Raw genomic sequence first — 20,374 nt, forward strand, 5'->3', positions numbered from 1 at the left:
TTTTTCTGCCTTATCATTTATGAAAAATAAAGAAATAAACCTTCCTCCTGTCCCGGCAGTATTACTAGCAATTATTAGTGTGCAGTGCGGAGCAGCAATTGCAAAAACACTCTTTCCTGCAATTGGCGCGGCAGGTACCGCATCTATACGTATTGGTGTTTCGGCATTAATTTTATTATTAGCCTATCGGCCAAATTTAAGAGCAATTACCTCAGATCAATGGAAAATTGTGGTTCCTTATGGTTTATCTCTAGGAGCCATGAATTTAATCTTTTATTTCGCCATTGAAAGAATTCCCATCGGACTAGCCGTAACTTTAGAATTTGTTGGACCGCTTTTGCTTGCGATAGCAGGCTCAAAACGCTGGGTAGATTATTGCTGGGTCCTGCTTGCTGCAATCGGAATTTTACTGATTGCACCTTGGACAAATGACCGCCTTGACCCTATTGGTATTTTATGCGCACTTTTGGCTGGAGCATTTTGGACAGCATATATTGTATTAGGAGGAAAAATTTCAAAAATAATGAACGGAGGCCAAGCCGTTTCAACAGGAATGCTGTTTGCGGCAATTTTAATTTTACCATTCGGTTTTATAGAAAACGGATTAGCAAATCTAACCCCAAAACTTTTCGGAATGGGGATTGCTCTTGCTCTTTTATCGAGTGCAATTCCGTTTACATTAGAAATGAAAGCTTTGGGTCAGCTTCCTCCGCGTACATTCAGTATTTTAATGAGTTTAGAACCAGCAGCAGCTTCTATTTGTGCTTTTATATTTTTACAGGAAAATTTAAGTTTTTATGAAATTCTTGCAGTGGTTTGTGTTGTAATCGCTTCTGCTGGAAGTACTTTGACTGCTAAAAAATAATTTCAAAAAATCTCAAAAATTAAAAATTCCAAATCCCATTTAAAACTTGGAATTTGGAATTTTAGCAATTAAGAATTTAAATTATATTATTTCTTCGGCAATAATACTGCATCAACTACGTGAATAACACCATTCGACTGATTAACATCAGCAATTGTAACTTTCGACTTATTACCATTCTCATCTGTAATATATAAATCTTTACCTTTCATCCAAGCAGTAAGTGAACCACCGCTAACTGTTTTTAAAGTTGCTTTTCCTTTACCAGCTTTAATTGCTTCCGCAATATCAGATGAATTCATTTTTCCAGATACAACATGATAGGTCAAGATCGTTTGGAGCATTTTTTTATTTTCCGGTTTCAACAATGACTCTACAGTACCTTTTGGCAATTTATCAAAAGCAGCATTTGTTGGGGCAAAAACTGTAAATGGACCTGCACCTTTTAAAGTTTCTACTAAATCAGCAGCTTTAACCGCAGCTACAAGAGTAGTATGATCTTTTGAGTTAACTGCATTCTCGATAATATTTTTGTTAGGATACATTGCTGCCCCGCCAACCATTACTGATTTTTGAGCGAAAGAAGTAAATCCGAATGCTAATGCTAAAATTGCTGTGGCTAAAAATTTTCTAGTTTTCATAATTAATTTTTTTAAGTTATAATCTCATTTACGGGGATATATTTCTTTTGGTTTTACGAAAAATGAAAATAATTCAAAACAACATTGATTTATTCTCAAAATACATTGTAAAACAAGCAATTGATGATAAAAAAATATTTTAATTTTTTTAGTAAACACAGAAGTTCGAATCCTTTTTATTCTTAAATTTAGATTCAAAACCTCTTTTTTATGAAAAATCTACCTCAAAAAGTAAGAAGTAAAAAGCTAAATTCAAGAGTCGATTTAACTGCAATGGTAAGTGTTTCCTTTTTGCTGATTATATTTTTTATGGTAACAATTGAGTTGGCGAAGCCTAAAGTTTTAGAATATGGAATGGCGGGTTGTGATGATTGCGATGAATATTTGGGATGTAGTCATGTAGACGAAAACCGTATATTGACAATATTACTAGATGATCATGACGAAATAATAACTTATTCAGGACTAATAAATTTTCCAATTGCAGCCCCAAAAAAAATCAATTATGGTAAAAAAGGAATTCGAAAAGAATTAATAACAAAAAATATAAGCATACTTGAATATTCTAAAAATTTAGGGAAACCTAAAAATGGATTAATTGTAATTATTAAACCAAGTAAGAAATCAAATTACGGAAATTTAGTTGATGTTTTAGATGAAATGACAATAGCAAAAATTGATACTTATGCCATAGTGAACGATTTTACTCCAGAAGAATCCAAATTATTAGCTGCTAATTAATAAAGTAAAATTTATGAAAAATCTACCCAAAAAAATCAGAAGTAAAAAGCTAAATTCAAGAGTTGATTTAACCGCAATGGTTAGTGTTTCCTTTTTGTTGATTATATTTTTTATGTTGGTTGGTGAATTATCCAAACCAAAAGTTTTAGATTTAAGTGCAGGCAATGAGTGTTGCGACTGTCCAGTTCCTCATTATGGAGAGAACAGAACATTTACAATCATATTAGGGCCAAATGATAAATTGATTTATTACGCAGGAATTTTGGCAATCCCAAAAATAGAACCACAGATAACCCAATATGGAAAAGAAGGCATTCGTAAAAAAATAGAAACTTATAACAATGCCGCTTTAAAATATGCTGAACAACTAGGTAAGACTGGTAGAAGTATTTCAGTTATTATAAAGCCAGCAAAAAAATCCAATTACGGAAATCTTGTAGATATTCTTAATGAGTTAAAAAGGGCTAATATTGATTCCTATGCAATTGTTCCTCAATTTACTCCAGAAGAAACAAAATTGTTAGCTGCCAAATAAATATCTTTTGAAACTATTACATTAGCCCTGATTGAGGTGGAAATCCTTTTTATTTTTTTTAAAATAAAAAGATTGAAGCGGAAAGCAGGAAGTAGCTCCTAAATAAAATACAATTTAAAAATTCCAATAGAAATGCGCTTCTGCCGAACTATCGGCATCACTCAGCGTGACAACCTGAAACCTGAAACCTGAAACAATCAAAACCTGAAACAAAATATAAGCATAAAAAAAAGTCCCACATTGCTGTGGGACTTTCTATTTAGAGGAAACTAAGAATTATTTTTTCTCAGTTTTTTCCATTTTAGCTTTTAAAGCAGCTAATACATCATTGTTATCTCCTAAAGTTGCAGCTGGTGCATTAGTAGTAGAGTTAGATGAAGTATTTTCAGTTGCAGCTTTCACATTTTTCTCTTCTTCTTCGCGGAAGATAGCAGTGTGAGAAGCAACTACTCTTTTGAATTCTTTGTTGAATTCAATTACTTTGAAATCAGCTGTATCACCTTTTTTCAATTTCTTTCCGTCTTCTTTTTCAAGGTGACGAGTTGGAATGAAAGCAACGATATCATCTCCGAATTCTACAGTAGCTCCTTTGTCAACGATTTCAGAAATTTCACCATTGTGGATAGTTCCTACAGCGAAAGAATCTTCGTATTGATCCCAAGGATTAGCAGTAGTTTGTTTGTGACCTAAAGATAATTTACGTCCTTCAACATCTAATTCTAATACAACTACATCAAGTTTTTCACCAACGTTTACAAATTCAGATGGGTGTTTGATTTTCTTAGTCCAAGAAAGGTCAGAAATGTAGATTAATCCATCAATTCCTTCTTCTAATTCTACGAAAATACCAAAGTTTGTAAAGTTTCTAACGATACCTGTATGTTTAGAACCTACTGGGTATTTAGAAGTGATATCAGTCCATGGATCTTGAGTTAATTGTTTGATACCTAATGACATCTTACGATCATCTCTGTCTAAAGTTAAGATAACAGCTTCAACAACATCTCCAACTTTTACGAAATCTTGAGCAGAACGTAAATGAGTTGACCATGACATTTCAGAAACGTGGATTAAACCTTCAACACCTTCAGCAACTTCGATGAAAGCACCGTAATCAGCGATTACAACTACTTTACCTTTAACTTTATCACCAACAGTTAAGTTAGCATCTAAAGCATCCCATGGGTGAGCGTTTAATTGTTTCAATCCTAATTGAATTCTTGTTTTCTCATCATCGAAATCAAGGATTACAACGTTTAATTTCTGGTCTAATTCAAGAACTTCACTTGGGTGGTTGATTCTACTCCAAGAAAGGTCAGTAATGTGAATTAATCCGTCAACACCACCTAAGTCAATGAACACACCATAAGAAGTAATGTTTTTAACAACACCTTCTAATACTTGTCCTTTTTGTAATTGACCGATGATTTCTTTTTTCTGTACTTCAATATCAGCCTCGATAAGAGCTTTATGAGATACAACTACGTTTTTGAATTCGTGGTTGATTTTTACCACTTTGAATTCCATCATTTTGTTTACATATACATCGTAGTCTCTAATTGGCTTAACGTCAATTTGAGATCCTGGTAAGAACGCCTCGATACCGAATACGTCAACAATCATACCTCCTTTAGTTCTACATTTAACAAAACCGTTAACGATTTCTCCAGTTTCATTAGCTGCAATAACTCTATCCCAAGATTTGATAGTACGTGCTTTTCTGTGAGATAATACTAATTGACCTGTTTTATCCTCACGGATGTCAATTAATACTTCTACTTTGTCACCTACTTTTAAATTAGGGTTGTAACGAAATTCGTTTAAAGAAATAACACCTTCAGATTTAGCATTGATATCAACGATAACGTCTCTATCTGTAATTCTAACAACAACTCCTTCAACTACTTCTTCTTGATCTGTAGCGATGAAAGTTTTTGATACTAGTTCTTCAAACTCTTGTAAGTTTTTCTCATCTACTGCATCAATTCCTTCTTGGAAGTTATGCCAGTTAAAATTTGCTAAAAACTCTTCTTGTGATTTTGTTTGTTCAGACATGCTGATAAAAAAATTTGTATTCTGTTTTTCTCGAGTTTCTCTATGCGATAGAAAATACAGAAGTTGTTTTACATAAATGGTTGATTCCTAATAGAAACTCTTCTCTGCCAAAAGGACTGCAAAATTAATACATTTTTCTGAATTAACAAAATAAATCCGATTGATTGTTAGGCAATTATTCAAGAGCAGAAAATTTTGTTTTTTTTCCAGACTTCACACGTTTTTAACCTTAAGAAAATAAATACCAATTATATAAAAGTTCCTTAAGCGTATCAAATACTTCTTTCATGGTGTAAAGAAAATAGATACTTCCTAAAATTAAAAATGGAAGGCGTTTGTTTTTATCTTTTAGTGCAAAAGAAAGAGTGATTGGTACAATTGACCAAAATAACAAACTAGGATAATTAATTGACTTGTAAAACTTATAAAAAACTTCTGAATTAATAAACTCTGCGACAACTTTATATATTAATACATTGATCAATGTAGAAATTAATACGAGCTGAATTATATAATCTGCATTTGAACAATCCTCATCTTTAGATTCAAATTTTGGATTTTCACCGTATTCATTTTTTTGCGAATCACCATTTAAAATCAATAAAATAAATAACCAAATTCCGCCAAAAAAAGGAATTAAACACAATAAAATCATCCAGCCGCTTTTGCCAACATCGTGAAGCCGTCTAACAGTTACAGCAATACTTGGGACAAATGAAGTGACAGCATATAATATGCAAAACCACCCGAAAGGAAAGAAATTTAAACTTAAACGAAAAATCGCATCTATTATAAATAGTATTGTTGCAAAACTAAAATTATAAAGCGAAAACATCCAATATTCACTTCTTCGTGCTCTGCCTTCAATATTGAAGTAGTCCCTAAAAACTTTTAAATACCAGTTCATATAATCTATCTATAAAAATGCAAATATATAGTATTTTTCTTATATTTTTAAATGATTAATATTTAGTAGAAGTAAAAAAAGAACTTAACAAATGGAGAATGATGAATTAAAATAAAATAGCCTATAGTTTTACAATTTATCTATTTACTTGCGCGAAAAAATTATTCCAAAAATTATCAAAAAACAAATTAAAGAAAACAAAACCACCAACAAAGTAGAATAAAAGAAAAGAAGCCTTCTTTTACCATACTGAATCACAAAAGTTTCAGGATCGATAAAATGCTTTATGAAAACAGTAGGAGAAATTTTTAACTCAGGTTTGAAATGTTTAACACCTAGCAGAAAAGTCCGAATTAATTGTATTCTATTATAATAGAATGCATAAAAAATATGATTTCCCTGAAAAATTTCTTTAATCATTACTTCCTCTTTATTAAATAAAATATAGAAACAGAAATATGCACGAATCCCTCTAAGTGGATACTCTATCGTAATGTCATATAGATCATTTCCAAAGCCAGGTGTGTGTGTTTTCTTTTTTACAAAGTTTTTCCAAGCTATAGTTTTAACAACTTTCTTATTAAATTTATTATAATAGTGAATACCTTTTTCATCAATACTTATGGTTGTATATATCCTCTTCCAAACATCAACTGCATGAACTATAATAAAAATAGTAGTTACTAAAAGCAGTATCGTAATACATACTGCTGCTAAAACATTATTCTCATTTAAAAAAATAGATGCAGATGCGACAAGCAACACAAGAGGCAATATAAATAATCCTCCAAAACTATAATTTATTAATGTTAGCGGAATCGATGTTATCGGCTCAAAAGGAGGCAGCTGACATTTCTTATTTTTTTTCATATTATAAGAACAGAAAATTAAGAAGCAAATAGTATTATAAAAAACAAAGCCATTGCTAATATTATCATAATCAGACAAGCCAATACTGCGGCGTCAGTTCTTCTACCATAATCAATTTCAAAAGTTTTTGGATTAATATAATGCAATCCATATGCTAAAGGATGAATTCTAAGATCTGGTCTAAAATGTCTAATTCCTAATAATAAACTTCGAACTAAATCTAATCGATTGGTATAAAAAAAACTAAAAATATGTTTTCCGTGAAATGTTTCTTTGTGAAGTGATACCATTCCATTTTTTCGCACAAACCAGTAAAATAATACTTTGCCTCTGTTTGCCACTTGCGAAGCAACATCATAGTTAAAATAACACGAATCTGTTCTTCGGTTTAAAAAATATGTAGATCCTTCGAATTTATTAATTGATTCAAAATCTTCCCACAATATTTCATTAACCATCTTTTCTTTAAATTTATTGAAGTATTTAATACCTTTAGAATCTATAATTATTGTTGTATAACTTAAGGTATTTTTAATATAGTAGAAGCTTATTAAAAATAAAGGAATACCAATAAAAATATAACCAAAAAGTATTTCTTCATTGATACGAATAAAAAAGATTGGAACAAAAAGTCCTACAGATATAATTAAACCAAATATCATCGTCAAGCCATAACCAAAACTCGTAATTTTTGATGTGACGGAAGTGATGGATTCAAAAGGCGGTAGATATTGCTGCTTTTCCATAAATTAAAATTGTACGAAAATACCTTAGTTTAGTGATTTTCCAAAAAAAAATCCCGTTTTATTTTTATAAAAACGGGACTTAAACTATTTATAGGAATCATTAATGACTCAAATTCTCAATCTCTTTTGGATCGTGTTTATGTTTAAATAAAACAGCAAATGCAATTGCAATTACCAAAGCATAAATTGCAAAGGATAACCAGATTGTATGCCAGTCTTTCATTAAAACTGGATTTGTAAAAGCACCATCGGCAGAAATAGTGTTTCCTTGGCTTTTTACAAATTCAGCCATTTTTTCATTAGCCGGATCAGTTTGTAAAAATCCTGCTAATTCGATTGTACTATTAAATGATTTTGTAAAGAAACGATCGATTGCCCAGCCAGAAGTTAAACTTCCTAAAACAGCTCCTACTCCATTGGTCATCATCATAAATAAACCTTGAGCAGACGAACGAATTTTAGAATCAGTATTGCTTTCTACGAATAACGAACCTGAAATATTAAAGAAATCAAATGCCATTCCGTAAACGATACAAGAAAGAATAATCATCCATAAACCTTGCACAGGATCTCCAAAAGCGAATAATCCGAAACGCAAAACCCATGCCAGCATACTAATAAGCATAACTTGTTTGATTCCGAAACGTCTTAAGAAAAATGGAATTGCTAAGATAAATAGCGTCTCAGATACCTGAGAAATCGACATAATGATCGTTGAATACTGTATTACGAATGAATCTGCATATTTTGGAAAATGTTTAAATTCATCTAAAAACACATCTCCATAAGCATTTGTCAATTGAAGCGCTCCTCCTAAAAACATAGAAAAAACAAAAAACAAAGCCATTTTATAGTTTCCAAATAATTTAAAAGATTCCAAACCAAGAGTCTCAATCCAAGTTGCGTTTTCTTTAATTAAGCGCTGTGGTTCACATTTTGGAAGTGTAAAAGAATAAAAGCCTAAAATCAAAGCCCCGATTCCAGCAATATAAAACTGATATTCAGTTGCTTTGCTTCCGCTTAAATTTGTAATCCACATGGCTACAATAAAACCAATTGTTCCCCAAACACGAATGGGCGGAAAATCTTTTACTATATTTTTATTGTTAAGTTTTAAAGAAGTATATGAAATTGAATTACTTAAAGCGATTGTTGGCATATAGCAGCACATTGCCAAAAGCATTACAGCAATAAAAGTATCTGGAGTAGTTACCTGCGCTATTGCGAATAAAACAACAGCATAAAGAATATGCAGGCCGCCGTATAATTTTTCGGCATTTACCCATCTGTCAGCAATAATACCAGTCAGCGTAGGCATAAAAAGAGATGCAATTCCCATGGTTCCAAAAACTAGCCCAAATTGAGTTCCTTCCCAATTTTTTGTACCAAACCAATAATTTCCAATTGTAATAAGCCAAGCTCCCCAAACAAAAAACTGAAGAAAGCTCATTACGATTAACCTGTTTTTAATTCCCATATACGAAATTGTCTTTAGTAAAAATGAAGCGGTAAAACTACCATTAAAAATAATATCTACAAAAAATTATATCGTTTTAACAACATCATTTACTAATTCTAAAACTGCCGCAAACTGTTCTTCTTTATTTAAGTAAGAATTATCTATTTCTATTGCATCATCTGCAATTACCAAAGGAGAATCTTCACGATGTGTATCAATATGATCTCTTTCGATCACATTCTTTAAAACATCTTCATAAGAGACATTATCACCTTTTTGCTGTAATTCATCAAAACGTCTTTGCGCTCTGGTTTCGGCGCTTGCAGTCATAAATATCTTAAGCTCTGCATTAGGAAAAACAACTGTTCCTATATCTCTTCCATCCATTACAATAGCTTTGTTTGTTCCCATTTCCTTCTGTTGTTCCACCAATTTAGAGCGAACTTCAGAAACTTCGGCTACTTTGCTGACAAAACTTGAAACCTCAATTGTTCTAATTGGTTTTTCAACATTTTCACCATTCAAATACATTTCGGCAAAACCCATTTCTGCATTAAACCTAAATTCTAACTGAATATTTGGCAAAGCATCAATTAAAGCTTTCTTATCAAAAAAATCAGACCCAATCATATTATGCTGCATTGCAAAATAAGCAACAGCACGGTACATAGCACCAGTGTCTACATATACATATTCCAGTTCTTTTGCTAATTGTTTTGCTAAGGTGCTTTTACCTGTAGATGAAAATCCATCGATAGCGATAGTAATTTTTTTCAATTTTTTAATTTTAAATTTTTATTCAATTAAGGGCTAAACATTAGTAATAAATACTCATCAAAATATCCGATTCAGAACTATCAATTATTTTGGCAATTCTTTCAAAATATTTTTTATTTACCATTGGACAGCCATAACTATTGCAAATGTAGCCATCTTTCTCTTGATATGGAACATCATAATAGTAATGAAAAACAATATCTCTTTTAAATGCATTATTATTAGTTGTATCTAATCCGTACAATTTATAAGCTTTTCCAAACTTTCCTATATAATTACTCCCAATTGAATATTTTCCTAATGAAGTTTTTAGTGAATTAGGAACGTTACCAAATCGAAGTTTGCCTTTTATTCCCGTTTCAGAACCAGAACCGTGAGCAACCAATCCCTTATCTATAATTTTATTCGATTTTAAATCATAAACAAAAAAGCGATTTTTACCCGACGGGATTTTCATATCAATAAAAAACGCAATTCTATTGTTATATCTAGAATTCGTTTTTATAAACTTTTTAATTTCTAAAACTTGAGATTCTATTCTTTTTTTATCTAAAGAAGTTAAATTCTCATTTCTTTTATTAGATGCTAAGTAGTATGCGGCAAAAGCCAGAATAATAAAAATGCAGACAAAAATTATTTTTTTTATCATTAAATCTCGCAAAAAAAACTTTTTACTATCGAAAACCATTCGGGTTTTGATAATAAAAAGCTGTATTAAATTGATATCAAAAAGTTTGAGTTAGTAGTAAATATCCATTAAAATATTCGACTTAGAACCATCGATTATTTTTTCTATTCGTTTAAAGAATTGCTCGTTAACCATCGGACATCCGTGGCTGTTGCTAATATAATAATCCTGTTCTTCTAACGGAACTGCAGAATAATGATGAAGTACAATTGCTCTTTTAAAAGCATTGTTATTGGTTTCTTCCAAACCAGCCAATCGATATGCTTTTCCAAAAATACCTCGGTAAGTTTTACCGACTGCATATCTTCCTAATGCGGTACAATTAGAATTTGGCATATTGCTAAACTTAAGCATTCCTTTTATTCCAGTTTCAGATCCAGAACCGTGAGCTACTAAACCTTGATCTATAATTACGTTTTTTTCTAAATCATAAACAAAGAATCGATTTTTTCCTGAAGGGACTTTCATGTCAATTAAAAAAGCGATTTTCTGATTGTAGTTATGATCAACATTAATCATATTTTTTAAATCAATAATTCTGCTGTTAATTCTCTCCATTTCTATAGTAGAAATAGCACTTTCTTCTTTAAAAGACAATTTTGAACCCGTAAAAAAACTTACAGTTACGAACAAAAACAAATAGAATATTTTCATATACCTATTGAAAATTAAGAATTAGACCAAAAAGACTTGTATTAGCTGCCAATGTATATCTCGAATAGGAATAATTAAATTTTAACCTATTCATTTTTAAACCAAAACCTAAAGAAACACCCGAAAAATTACGTTGTTCATCTACTCTTAATTCTTCCCCTCTTCTAAAATTATATCCAACACGAAGATTGAATGCTCGTTTAGGAAAAAGTTCTACACCAAAAGTCACGTGTCTCAGCGCATTATTAAAAAACGAAACTTTCTCCTGACTTGTTGATCCGTCAATATTAGTTTCTCCCCTATTTGGATTTGAAAAAGAAATATTCCACTGCTGTAAATTCTCCAAAGTAAGATGCCAGCGAATGGGTACGTGTTCTAATTCCTGAGAAACTCCTGCTACGATTTCAAAAGGCAGATTTTCTTTTATTCCTGAATATGTGGTAAACTGCGTTCCTAGGTTGCGAAATACCAAGGCAAAATTCAGATCGTTTTTTTCGTCTAAATATAAAAGCCCCAAATCAATCGCACCACCTATAGAATTGTAACTTTCCAGAGAAGAAGTTATTAGTTTCGCATTTGTACCAACATAAAAATTAGTGTAAGGTACGTTGTACGAATATCCCACGGTAAGTGCTCCTTCGCTTCCTGTAAAATTTGATGTTGCCTGTCCATTCTCATCATATCCTTCAAATGATCCGTAGTTTACATAACTCACACCAGCATAAAAAGTCTGCAGATGCCTGTCGTAAGTATAAGCATAGGAAGCCGTGCCGTAAGACGCTTCTCCGTAATAACTTCCGTAGTTCATTGCCAGATGATTGTCCATATCAGCGTTTATAAGTGCTGGATTAGACATGGCTTGATTAACATCTTCATCATATATGGTAATAATATCTCCTCCTAACGCTGCCTGCCTTGGCGAAGTAGTTAAATTTAAAAACTGATAGGTGTAACGCCCTCCAACTTGTCCGAACGAAGCCGAGCAAATCAGTATCATCAAAAATAAAACGATCTGTTTTAACATGTTTTTGGAAACGTTCCTATATGGGAATAACGTAAAGGCAAAGATAAAATTATATAACAGGAAAAATAAAATTAATACGTAAATATATTTTTTAAAAAGAAATTCTAATCTTTAAAATTCCAAATTCCAATTGATGAAGAAATTAATATCTTTAGAAATTCCAATCTTTAAATTCCAAATTCCAATTGATGGAGAAATTCATATCTTTAGAAATTCCAATGTTTTAAATTCCAATCTTTTAAATTCCAAATTCCAATAAATAGGGAGATTTGAAAAATTTAATTCCAAATTTCAATCAAAAATAAGTTATAACTGAATTGATCTCAAAAAAAAATCCAAATTCCAATCTTTAAGTAAAGTTTGGAATTTGGATTTTAAAATATTGAAATTTAATTAAATATCTTATTTGAATGTTTTAGCGTTTTTTACATTTTGATCTGTCAAAGCTAAAGCTAAAACTTCGCTCATTTCTTTTACATAATGAAAAGTAAGTCCTTCTAAATATTCTGCTTTAATTTCATCAATATCACTTTTATTTTCATGACACAGAATTATTTCTTTAATGCCTGCTCTTTTAGCCGCTAAGATTTTTTCTTTAATCCCGCCTACAGGTAGAACTTTTCCACGTAAAGTGATTTCTCCCGTCATAGCAAGGCTTTTCTTTACTTTCTTTTGCGTTAACAAAGAAACTAAAGAAGTTAACATTGCAATACCTGCGCTTGGTCCGTCTTTTGGAGTTGCTCCTTCTGGGACGTGTAGGTGAATATTATATTTTTGAAATAACTCGATTCCTAAACCAAGTTTTTTCGCATTTGCCTTAATATATTCTAGAGCAATAGTTGCAGATTCTTTCATTACAGTTCCTAAATTTCCTGTAATAGTTAACGAACCTTTTCCTTCAGAAATCAAAGATTCGATAAATAAAATATCCCCTCCAACACTTGTCCAAGCCAAACCTGTAACTACTCCGGCAACATCATTATTTTCATATTTATCACGTTCTAATCTTGGAACTCCCAAAATAGAAATAATATCTTCATCAGTAACTTTCTTGTTGTATTCTTCTTCCATCGCTACAGATTTTGCAGCATTTCTGATAACCTGTGCAATTTTAGTTTCTAAATTACGAACTCCAGACTCTCTCGTGTATCCTTCAACAATTTTTTCTAATTGTTTTTTACCAATAGTCAAATCCTTTGCCGTTAAACCATGTGCTTCTAACTGCTTTGGAAAAAGATGTCTTTTCGCTATTTCTACCTTTTCTTCAATGGTATAACCCGACATTTTTATTACTTCCATTCTGTCGCGAAGTGCTGGCTGAATTGCGGCCATATTGTTTGATGTCGCGATGAACATTACTTTAGATAAATCATAACCCATTTCTAGGAAATTATCATAAAAAGCACTGTTTTGCTCTGGATCAAGTACTTCTAATAAAGCAGAAGAAGGATCACCGCTGTTGCCACTTGATAATTTATCAATTTCATCCAAAATAAATACAGGATTAGAAGTTCCTGCTTTTTTCAAGCTTTGAATAATTCTACCTGGCATTGCACCAATATAGGTTTTTCTGTGTCCGCGAATTTCTGCTTCATCACGCAGACCGCCTAATGAAATACGCACGTATTCACGTCCTAAAGCTTCTGCAACCGAACGACCAATTGAAGTTTTACCTACTCCTGGAGGCCCTGTTAAACATATAATTGGAGATTTCATGTCATTTCGCAATTTTAAAACTGCTAAATGCTCAATCATTCTTTTCTTAACTTCTTCTAATCCAAAATGATCTTTATCTAAAACTTTTTGGGCAAATTTCAAATCGAATTTATCCTTAGAATATTCTCCCCAAGGCAGTTCTAAAAACAATTCTAGATAATTTCTTTGAATTCCAAAATCCGGCGACTGCGGGTTCATACGACGCATTTTAGACAATTCTTTTTCGAAATGTTTCTGCGTTTTTTCGTCCCATTTTTTGGTTTTAGCCTTCAACCCCATTTCGTCCATTTCTTCTTCCTGCGAAACGCCTCCCAATTCTTCCTGAATGGTTTTCATCTGCTGGTGAAGAAAATATTCTCTTTGCTGCTGATCTAAATCAAAACGAACTTTTGACTGAATGTCATTCTTCAATTCTAATTTTTGAAGTTCAACATTCATGTATCGTAAAGTTTCTAAAGCACGTTCTTTCAATCCATTTATCGATAAAAGACCTTGTTTTTCTTTTACAGATAAATTCATATTAGAAGAAACAAAATTGATTAAAAACGACTGGCTTTCAATGTTTTTAATAGCAAAAGTAGCTTCAGAAGGAATATTTGGACTTTCCTTAATAATTTGAATTGCTAATTCTTTTACAGAATCTAAAATGGCTGTAAACTCAGAATCATTTTCTTCAGGACGCTCTTCCACAACTTCTTTAATGGTTGCGGTCATGTATGGTTCTTCTAAAACAACTTCGTCAATTTCGAAACGTTTTTTTCCTTGAAGAATAACTGTTACGTTTCCGTCAGGCATTTTTAAAACACGTAAAATACGCGCTACAGTTCCTATTTTATGAATATCGTCTTTTGACGGATCTTCGTCTTCTTCATTAATTTGAGACACAACTCCAATGATTTTGCCGCCGGCATTGGCATCGTTAATCAATTTAATAGATTTGTCTCTACCCGCAGAAATCGGAATTACAACTCCTGGAAACAAAACTGTATTTCGTAAAGGTAAAATTGGCAGAGAAACAGGCAGTTCCTCATTGTTCATTTCCTCTTCGTCCTCTGGAGTTAATAATGGAATTAATTCTGCTTCTGAATCAAATTCTTGAAGTGACAGATTGTCAATAGTAAGTATTTTATGATTTGACATAATAATATATAAGTCGTTTTGTCATTAAAAGTTAAAAACCATCTGTAATTCCTTCCTTAAAAACACTTGTTTCTGCTAAGGGTTTAATTTACAAGACAGGCCATAAAAATAGACAATCATTATGCCAAATGCAAAATAAGTCAGCTTTAAAATAAGTTTTGAATTTTCATTTCATCAAATTTTAAAAAAAATAAAATTAATTTTATCAAAAGTGTAACAATCCAAAAAAAGCACCGTCCTTATTAAAAACCAAAAGCCACGACTTGAGTCAGAACAACCAAAATATCGAAGAATTAATTGCGCTTTGTAAAAACAATAATCAGAAAGCGCAGTTTGAAATCTACAACCGCTATTGCAAGGCGATGTATAATGTGGCTTATCGCATTGTAAAAGACGAACATTTTGCACAAGACGTCATGCAGGAAGGTTTTTTAAAGGCTTTTACAAAAATTAACGACTACAAACAAGAAGTGGCTTTTGGTGCGTGGTTAAAAAAAATAATCATTAATTATAGTATCGATTTTTATAAAAAGAATAATGCTTTTCAAGTAGAAGATTTAAGCAAGCAATTATATAAAGTCGAAGAAAATGATGGAATAATTTCTGAAAATATTGATTTAGACAATCTTAAAGTGAAACAGGTTCTAGATGCTATTTTACAGCTGAAGGATAATTATAGAATGGTTTTAACGCTTTTTTACATTGAAGGTTATGATCAAGAGGAAATCTGCGAAATTTTGAATATTACCTATGCAAATTGCAGAACGACCTTGAGCAGAGCCAAAGATAGTTTAAGAAGAAAATTGGAAGAAATATAAAATGAATTGGAATATGAAAAATGAAAAAGACAGTTTAGACAAATTATTCAGCAGATTGGAAAACCAATGGGATGTTCAGGAATTAAACTCCGATCATCAAGTTGATTTTATGCAAAAATTAAATAAAAAAGAACCAAAGAAAAAATACTGGTTTATGACAGCTATTGCCGCTTCGATTGTATTAATGCTCGGAATTTCTATTTTTTATAAAAATGAAAAACCAAAAGAATTCAAATTTGCCTCTAAAGAAACTAAACGAACCGATTCAATTTTCAATATTCTGATCGATAATGAACTGGTTAAATTAAAGGAAAAAAGTTCGCCTGAAAATGAGCAGATTATTAATGATGCTTTAAAACAAATGAAAACTTTTGATGCAGATTATCAAAAGATCATTAACGAACTGCAAAAAAATGGAGAAAACAAGCAGATTATTTATGCTATGATCAGTAATCTGCAAACGCGTATTTCTTTTTTACAAACCGTTTTACAAAGAATTGAAGACAACGAAAAATTTAAAAACACCTCTAATGAAAAAACACTATAACTTACTAATCTTGTTTATTTTGATTCCTTTTTTAGGATTCTCAAATGATGACGCTTTTATAACAAAACAAAAAAACATTAAAAAAACATACATTGTCAATTCAAACGCTGGGATTGATATTGATAATAAATATGGAAATATTACTGTCTCTACTTGGAATGAAGACAAAATAGATCTTGATATTACAATCAAAGTAAATGGACCAAATGAAAACTGGGTTAATGAACGTTTAAATAGTATTGACGTTGATATTACAGCATTAAAAGGAATGGTGACTGCAATAACAAATCTTGGAAATTCTTCTCTTAAAAGTAAAGGAAGCAATAACAGCTTTGAAATCAATTATGTAATTAAAATTCCTAAAAATGGTTCTGTCAAACTAGTAAACAAATATGGCAATATTTCTACTTTAAGCTTAGAGGCAAATACTGATATCAATTGTAAATATGGCAAGGTTACCTTAGGCAAACTAAATGGATCCAATAATCAAATTGAAATTGCATATTGTCAAAATTCAAGTATAGATTATATCAAAACAGGATCTATTGATGCAAAATATTCTGGTTTAAAAATAAACGATTCTGGCAACTTAAATCTAAGTGCAAATTATACCGATGTGACTCTTAACGAAGCTCAAAACATTAAATATCAATGTAATTATGGTACTTTTAAGTTTCAAAAAATCAACTCTTTAAATGGTTCAGGAAATTATTTAACGATTAATGTGGGAGAAGTTTCAAGCAGTTTCAGCTTCGATACTAATTATAGTAAGATTAATATCGGTACTATGAATGAAAAAGCTGGAAATGTTAGTATTAATTCCGGTTACACCGATATTTCACTTGGCTACGCACCTAATTATGCATTCGATTTTGATGTATCTGCACGATATTCCAACATCAAACATGATAATACTTTAGACATTTCAGTTTCTGAAACTAAAAGTAATAGCAAAAGAATAAGCGGTTTTTATAGAAAAAAAGGCCAAAACAAGGTTAATATTAATTCCAACTACGGAAATATTTCACTTATAAAAAATTAATCATCTAAAATCTAAACAATGAAAAAATCAATTTTACTTTTACTTTTAGCAGTTTTTCTAGTAAACAGCAATGCTAAAGCACAATGGTCTAACAATAAAGTAAATGGAAACGGTAAGATAGTAACCCAAACAAGAACAACTGGAGATTATGACGGAATCAAAATCGCAGGCTCTTTTGATGTTGATTTAGTTGCTGGAAAAGAAGGAAAAATTACAATTAAAGGAGAAGAAAATCTACTGGCAGTAATTAAGGTTGAAGTTGAAGGAAATGAGTTAAAAATTTATGTTGAAAAAGGAACTCAAATTCGCACAAGTACAGGAAAGAAAATTGAAGTTATAGTTCCTTTTGATAAAATTTCGGCTGTTACTTTATCAGGTTCTGGAGATATTAGAACAAAAAATAAAATTTCGAGCGACAACTTATCTGCCAAATTATCTGGATCAGGAAACTTTAATTTAGAAATTGACACCAAAAATCTTGATTTAGCCTTAAGCGGTTCTGGTGACGTGGCTTTAAAAGGCAGAGCCGATTCTTTTACCAGCAAAATATCGGGTTCTGGAAATGTAAATGCTGCTAATTTAAAATCTAAAAATGTAGAAGCTAATGTTTCTGGATCTGGAAACAGCGTTGTAAACTGCGAATCAAGCCTAACTGGGAAAGTTTCAGGATCTGGAAATATTAAATATTTAGGAAATCCTGAGAAAAGAGATGTAAAAGTTTCGGGTTCAGGAAGTATTTCGAAAGGTTAATTATTAAAAAATATCACGAATTACAAAACTATCATCAATCAATAATAATGCAATTCGTGATGTAATATTAGTAAAGACGTTTCATTAATTTGAAACGTCTTTTTTATGTACTCTTCTTAAAAGAAAAATTGCTGTCACAAAGAATATTCCTAGAATTACAATCGCAGCACGAGGACTTCCGGTAATTTGATCTATAATTCCGTAAACGCACATTCCAATTACAATTCCAATTTTTTCTGCCACATCGTAAAAACTAAAAAATGAGGCGGTATCTTCCGTTTCTGGTAATAATTTAGAATATGTTGATCGAGACAAAGCTTGAATTCCTCCCATGACAAAACCTGCAACTGTTGCCATAACATAAAAATGCATGGGTAATGTTATAAAAAACGCAAGTGCACAAAATACCGCCCAGATAATATTAATTACGATTAAAGTTGGAATATTTCCAAACTTAGCAGAAGCTCTGGAAGTTAAAACAGCACCAACAACGGCTACGAGTTGAATTATTAATATACAAATGATAAGCCCAATAGTACTTTCCTCTTTGGATGACCACTGGATTTCCTGCGCTCCAAAATAAGTTGCTACAAGCATAACCGTTTGAACAGCCATACTCGAAACAAAGAAACCTCCCAGATAACGTTTTAGCGGAATGTTTTCCTGCAATAAAGCCCAAACTTTCTTTAATTCTTTAAATCCGTTAAATATTACAGATTTCGTTAATTTCTGACCCGTTTCTTTACTTCCTTTCGGTAAATAGTAATAGGTATATTGACTGAACAAAATCCACCAAACCCCTACCATTATAAACGAATAGCGCATAGCTTTCATTGCTGCTTCTCCATCTGTACCAGTAATTCCGAATAATTTTGGTTTCATAATCATGGCTAAATTGACAATCAGCAAAATGACACTCCCAATGTATCCTAATGAATATCCTTTAGCACTGATTCTATCCTGCTGCTCTTCAAAAGCAATATCTGGAAGATAAGAATTGTAGAAAACTAAACTTCCCCAGTATCCTAATAATCCAAGGAAATAAAATAACAATCCGACATAAATATTGTCCAGATCAAACCAATACAATCCCATACAAGATAATGCTCCTAAATAGCAGAAAAATTTCATGAAAGATTTCTTATTTCCCACATAATCGGCAATTCCTGATAATAATGGAGAAATAAATGAAACTACTAAAAATGCAAAAGCGGTAATAAAACTGATTAACGCTGAATTTTTTAAATGAAGTCCAAAAACATCTATATAATGATCTCTGTCGCTAAATAGTGCTTCGTAAAAAATTGGAAATACAGCAGAGGCAATTGTTAATGTATATACTGAATTAGCCCAATCATAAAATGCCCAGGCATTTAAAAGTTTCTTATCTCCTTTTTGTAGGTTTTTCATAGAAATGGTTTTGTTAATCAGCTACGAATTTATCTATTTTTTATTATAATCAAATAGAAATTATTCAATTCGTTCATTATTAAATCATCAACTTTCCTAAAAACAAAAAAGCTATTCGAAAATGAATAGCTTTTAAAATTATATCTTGGAGAATATAAACTTATTTTATAGTTCCAACTTTAAGCGCAGTTGCTTTAGCTTCTGGAATTAATGATTTAATATTAGCAATCCTCGTAGCATCAGACGGGTGCGTACTCATAAATTCTGGTGTTCCAGCTCCTCCAGATTTTGCAGACATTCTAGTCCAGAATGCAATGGCATCATCTGGATTATAACCAGCAATTGCCATAAGAGTCAAACCGATTTTATCAGCTTCACTTTCATTACTTCTGCTAAATGGCAGCATAACTCCCACTTCCGAACCAAGCCCGTAAGCCTGTGAAAATATTTGTCTTGTAGACTCTGATTTACCGCTTGTTGCGGCATCTAGGGCCACACCTCCAATTTGCTGTAATTGTGCAGCAGACATTCTTTGCGCACCATGATTGGCAAGTGCATGCGAAACTTCGTGCCCCATTACAGTTGCTAAACCAGCTTCGTTTTGGGTTATTGGCAAAATACCAGAATAAACAACGATTTTTCCACCTGGCATACACCATGCGTTAACTTCTTTGTTATCGACTAATTTGTATTCCCAGCGATAATCTTTTAGATATTGAGATTGCCCTAAATACGTTAAATATTTTTCAGCTGCAAGCTTAATTTTATAGCCGACAGTTTCGACAAGTTTAGCATCTGCAGTTCCAGTAACTACTTTATTTTCAGATAAAAACTGACTATATTGCTGGAATGAAGATGGAAACAATTCACTATTAGAAACAAAATTTAAGTTTTGTTTACCAGTAATTGGATTTGTTGCACAAGCCATTGCAAGTGCTCCAAAAATTCCTAAAAAGAAATATTTTTTCATAATTCTACCTAATTTTCTT

20 protein-coding genes are annotated in these 20,374 nt (G+C 31.7%); 7 read left to right on the forward strand and 13 right to left on the reverse strand.

Annotation, left to right across the window (positions count from 1 at the left end):
- Positions 1 to 19 precede the first annotated feature (19 nt).
- Complete coding sequence (locus HYN86_RS15540) at positions 20 to 865, forward strand: EamA family transporter (protein WP_113678867.1); 846 nt, start codon at positions 20 to 22, stop codon at positions 863 to 865.
- Between the two features lie 86 nt (positions 866 to 951).
- Here the strand turns inward: HYN86_RS15540 and HYN86_RS15545 are convergent, their stop codons facing one another.
- Positions 952 to 1,506, reverse strand: coding sequence for a fasciclin domain-containing protein (locus HYN86_RS15545; RefSeq protein WP_113678868.1), 555 nt, complete (start codon positions 1,504 to 1,506; stop codon positions 952 to 954).
- 210 nt (positions 1,507 to 1,716) lie between these two features.
- On the opposite strand from HYN86_RS15545, the gene HYN86_RS15550 reads away from it, so the two are divergent.
- The gene (locus HYN86_RS15550; protein WP_113678869.1) at positions 1,717 to 2,247 is read left to right on the forward strand and encodes an ExbD/TolR family protein; all 531 of its coding nucleotides are present in this window, start codon (positions 1,717 to 1,719) and stop codon (positions 2,245 to 2,247) included.
- A gap of 13 nt (positions 2,248 to 2,260) precedes the next feature.
- Positions 2,261 to 2,782, forward strand: coding sequence for an ExbD/TolR family protein (locus tag HYN86_RS15555; RefSeq protein ID WP_113678870.1), 522 nt, complete (start codon positions 2,261 to 2,263; stop codon positions 2,780 to 2,782).
- Positions 2,783 to 3,058: 276 nt separating this feature from the next.
- On the opposite strand, the gene rpsA is transcribed toward HYN86_RS15555, so the two are convergent.
- From rpsA to lon, 10 genes are all read right to left on the reverse strand, one after another.
- Entirely contained in the window at positions 3,059 to 4,837 is a 1,779-nt protein-coding gene (rpsA, locus tag HYN86_RS15560) for a 30S ribosomal protein S1 (RefSeq protein ID WP_057117869.1), read from the reverse strand.
- Positions 4,838 to 5,066: 229 nt separating this feature from the next.
- Positions 5,067 to 5,744, reverse strand: coding sequence for a DUF805 domain-containing protein (locus tag HYN86_RS15565; RefSeq protein ID WP_113678871.1), 678 nt, complete (start codon positions 5,742 to 5,744; stop codon positions 5,067 to 5,069).
- Positions 5,745 to 5,888: 144 nt separating this feature from the next.
- Entirely contained in the window at positions 5,889 to 6,614 is a 726-nt protein-coding gene (locus HYN86_RS15570) for a hypothetical protein (RefSeq protein ID WP_113678872.1), read from the reverse strand.
- Between the two features lie 17 nt (positions 6,615 to 6,631).
- A complete protein-coding gene (locus HYN86_RS15575; protein ID WP_113678873.1) occupies positions 6,632 to 7,360 on the reverse strand; it encodes a hypothetical protein in 729 nt (242 codons plus the stop codon).
- A 100-nt stretch (positions 7,361 to 7,460) separates the two neighbouring features.
- Positions 7,461 to 8,837: a nucleoside permease gene (locus HYN86_RS15580; protein WP_113678874.1), complete on the reverse strand. Its 1,377-nt coding sequence runs from the start codon at positions 8,835 to 8,837 to the stop codon at positions 7,461 to 7,463.
- Between the two features lie 66 nt (positions 8,838 to 8,903).
- Entirely contained in the window at positions 8,904 to 9,596 is a 693-nt protein-coding gene (cmk, locus tag HYN86_RS15585) for a (d)CMP kinase (protein ID WP_113678875.1), read from the reverse strand.
- 40 nt (positions 9,597 to 9,636) lie between these two features.
- The gene (locus tag HYN86_RS15590; RefSeq protein WP_113679964.1) at positions 9,637 to 10,245 is read right to left on the reverse strand and encodes a murein L,D-transpeptidase catalytic domain-containing protein; all 609 of its coding nucleotides are present in this window, start codon (positions 10,243 to 10,245) and stop codon (positions 9,637 to 9,639) included.
- A 90-nt stretch (positions 10,246 to 10,335) separates the two neighbouring features.
- Positions 10,336 to 10,938 carry a murein L,D-transpeptidase catalytic domain-containing protein gene (locus HYN86_RS15595; RefSeq protein WP_113678876.1) on the reverse strand — a complete coding sequence of 201 codons (603 nt, stop codon included), beginning with the start codon at positions 10,936 to 10,938 and terminating at the stop codon, positions 10,336 to 10,338.
- 4 nt (positions 10,939 to 10,942) lie between these two features.
- A complete protein-coding gene (porQ, locus tag HYN86_RS15600) occupies positions 10,943 to 11,962 on the reverse strand; it encodes a type IX secretion system protein PorQ (protein WP_113678877.1) in 1,020 nt (339 codons plus the stop codon).
- A 402-nt stretch (positions 11,963 to 12,364) separates the two neighbouring features.
- Positions 12,365 to 14,818, reverse strand: a complete 2,454-nt coding sequence (lon, locus tag HYN86_RS15605; RefSeq protein ID WP_113678878.1) for an endopeptidase La — start codon at positions 14,816 to 14,818, stop codon at positions 12,365 to 12,367.
- Positions 14,819 to 15,081: 263 nt separating this feature from the next.
- Here lon and HYN86_RS15610 point away from each other — a divergent pair, with 263 nt between their 5' ends.
- Genes HYN86_RS15610 through HYN86_RS15625 form a run of 4 tightly spaced genes read left to right on the forward strand, consistent with a single transcriptional unit; the run spans position 15,082 to position 17,975 of the window.
- Entirely contained in the window at positions 15,082 to 15,636 is a 555-nt protein-coding gene (locus tag HYN86_RS15610) for an RNA polymerase sigma factor (protein ID WP_113678879.1), read from the forward strand.
- A 13-nt stretch (positions 15,637 to 15,649) separates the two neighbouring features.
- Positions 15,650 to 16,183 (forward strand): anti-sigma factor, encoded by a 534-nt coding sequence (locus HYN86_RS15615; protein WP_113679965.1) that lies wholly within the window; start codon positions 15,650 to 15,652, stop codon positions 16,181 to 16,183.
- Positions 16,167 to 17,225 carry a DUF4097 family beta strand repeat-containing protein gene (locus tag HYN86_RS15620; RefSeq protein WP_113678880.1) on the forward strand — a complete coding sequence of 353 codons (1,059 nt, stop codon included), beginning with the start codon at positions 16,167 to 16,169 and terminating at the stop codon, positions 17,223 to 17,225. Before HYN86_RS15615 ends, HYN86_RS15620 begins: the two co-directional genes overlap by 17 nt.
- A gap of 18 nt (positions 17,226 to 17,243) precedes the next feature.
- Complete coding sequence (locus tag HYN86_RS15625; RefSeq protein ID WP_113678881.1) at positions 17,244 to 17,975, forward strand: head GIN domain-containing protein; 732 nt, start codon at positions 17,244 to 17,246, stop codon at positions 17,973 to 17,975.
- Between the two features lie 84 nt (positions 17,976 to 18,059).
- On the opposite strand, the gene HYN86_RS15630 is transcribed toward HYN86_RS15625, so the two are convergent.
- Complete coding sequence (locus HYN86_RS15630) at positions 18,060 to 19,385, reverse strand: MFS transporter (protein ID WP_113678882.1); 1,326 nt, start codon at positions 19,383 to 19,385, stop codon at positions 18,060 to 18,062.
- A 160-nt stretch (positions 19,386 to 19,545) separates the two neighbouring features.
- Positions 19,546 to 20,355 (reverse strand): M48 family metallopeptidase, encoded by an 810-nt coding sequence (locus HYN86_RS15635; RefSeq protein WP_113678883.1) that lies wholly within the window; start codon positions 20,353 to 20,355, stop codon positions 19,546 to 19,548.
- Between the last annotated feature and the right edge of the window lie 19 nt (positions 20,356 to 20,374).

This window comes from Flavobacterium fluviale, assembly GCF_003312915.1.
GTDB lineage: Bacteria > Bacteroidota > Bacteroidia > Flavobacteriales > Flavobacteriaceae > Flavobacterium > Flavobacterium fluviale.

Excerpts from the sequence above, each read along its gene's own strand:
- HYN86_RS15625 (WP_113678881.1), top strand. The coding sequence starts at position 17,244 with ATGAAAAAATCAATTTTACTTTTACTTTTAGCAGTTTTTCTAGTAAAC.
- HYN86_RS15565 (WP_113678871.1), bottom strand. The coding sequence starts at position 5,744 with ATGAACTGGTATTTAAAAGTTTTTAGGGACTACTTCAATATTGAAGGC.
- HYN86_RS15590 (WP_113679964.1), bottom strand. The coding sequence starts at position 10,245 with ATGATAAAAAAAATAATTTTTGTCTGCATTTTTATTATTCTGGCTTTT.
- HYN86_RS15620 (WP_113678880.1), top strand. The coding sequence starts at position 16,167 with ATGAAAAAACACTATAACTTACTAATCTTGTTTATTTTGATTCCTTTT.
- lon (WP_113678878.1), bottom strand. The coding sequence starts at position 14,818 with ATGTCAAATCATAAAATACTTACTATTGACAATCTGTCACTTCAAGAA.
- HYN86_RS15630 (WP_113678882.1), bottom strand. The coding sequence starts at position 19,385 with ATGAAAAACCTACAAAAAGGAGATAAGAAACTTTTAAATGCCTGGGCA.
- HYN86_RS15580 (WP_113678874.1), bottom strand. The coding sequence starts at position 8,837 with ATGGGAATTAAAAACAGGTTAATCGTAATGAGCTTTCTTCAGTTTTTT.
- HYN86_RS15570 (WP_113678872.1), bottom strand. The coding sequence starts at position 6,614 with ATGAAAAAAAATAAGAAATGTCAGCTGCCTCCTTTTGAGCCGATAACA.
- HYN86_RS15615 (WP_113679965.1), top strand. The coding sequence starts at position 15,650 with ATGAAAAATGAAAAAGACAGTTTAGACAAATTATTCAGCAGATTGGAA.
- HYN86_RS15575 (WP_113678873.1), bottom strand. The coding sequence starts at position 7,360 with ATGGAAAAGCAGCAATATCTACCGCCTTTTGAATCCATCACTTCCGTC.
- HYN86_RS15540 (WP_113678867.1), top strand. The coding sequence starts at position 20 with ATGAAAAATAAAGAAATAAACCTTCCTCCTGTCCCGGCAGTATTACTA.
- HYN86_RS15555 (WP_113678870.1), top strand. The coding sequence starts at position 2,261 with ATGAAAAATCTACCCAAAAAAATCAGAAGTAAAAAGCTAAATTCAAGA.
- porQ (WP_113678877.1), bottom strand. The coding sequence starts at position 11,962 with ATGTTAAAACAGATCGTTTTATTTTTGATGATACTGATTTGCTCGGCT.
- HYN86_RS15550 (WP_113678869.1), top strand. The coding sequence starts at position 1,717 with ATGAAAAATCTACCTCAAAAAGTAAGAAGTAAAAAGCTAAATTCAAGA.
- HYN86_RS15595 (WP_113678876.1), bottom strand. The coding sequence starts at position 10,938 with ATGAAAATATTCTATTTGTTTTTGTTCGTAACTGTAAGTTTTTTTACG.
- HYN86_RS15635 (WP_113678883.1), bottom strand. The coding sequence starts at position 20,355 with ATGAAAAAATATTTCTTTTTAGGAATTTTTGGAGCACTTGCAATGGCT.
- rpsA (WP_057117869.1), bottom strand. The coding sequence starts at position 4,837 with ATGTCTGAACAAACAAAATCACAAGAAGAGTTTTTAGCAAATTTTAAC.
- HYN86_RS15545 (WP_113678868.1), bottom strand. The coding sequence starts at position 1,506 with ATGAAAACTAGAAAATTTTTAGCCACAGCAATTTTAGCATTAGCATTC.